Source organism: Bradyrhizobium sp. NBAIM08 (assembly GCF_020193935.1).
GTDB classification, from domain to species: Bacteria; Pseudomonadota; Alphaproteobacteria; order Rhizobiales; family Xanthobacteraceae; genus Bradyrhizobium; species Bradyrhizobium yuanmingense.
Map to the genome: position 1 here is coordinate 1 of NZ_JADYVR010001392.1, position 380 is coordinate 380.

Sequence of the window (380 nt, forward strand, 5' to 3'; positions counted from 1 at the left end):
CTACCTGGCTATCTGTACTTCTTTTTTCTATTTCGCCAGGGCTGGTAATGTCGTCTGTTTTTAAAAAGCACACAGAAATAAATGGATTCCTGAATGGCTTTACAGGCGTTCATAAGCTACGGGCAGCACAGCTTGAAAGTATCCTGGTTATTATCTTTCAGCTGCTACTACTTTGGTTTATAAACTGGGATTGGTTTGTGTGGATCCTGTTTTATTTAATACATGGCTTTGTATGGTCATCCCAGAATTACGTGAATCATGCCTTTAGTCCGAGGGACATCATAAATGGCGCACACAATCTAAAAATACCTATCTGGCTTAATATCATTTACCTCAATTTTAATATCCACCTGGCGCATCACCAAAATCCGAATATACCC

1 protein-coding gene is annotated in these 380 nt (G+C 39.5%); it reads left to right on the forward strand.

Annotated elements, in window-relative coordinates; translation table 11 throughout:
* Nucleotides 1-380: fatty acid desaturase (locus I6F37_RS45090; protein WP_225155143.1), on the forward strand; the 380-nt coding region annotated here is incomplete at both ends.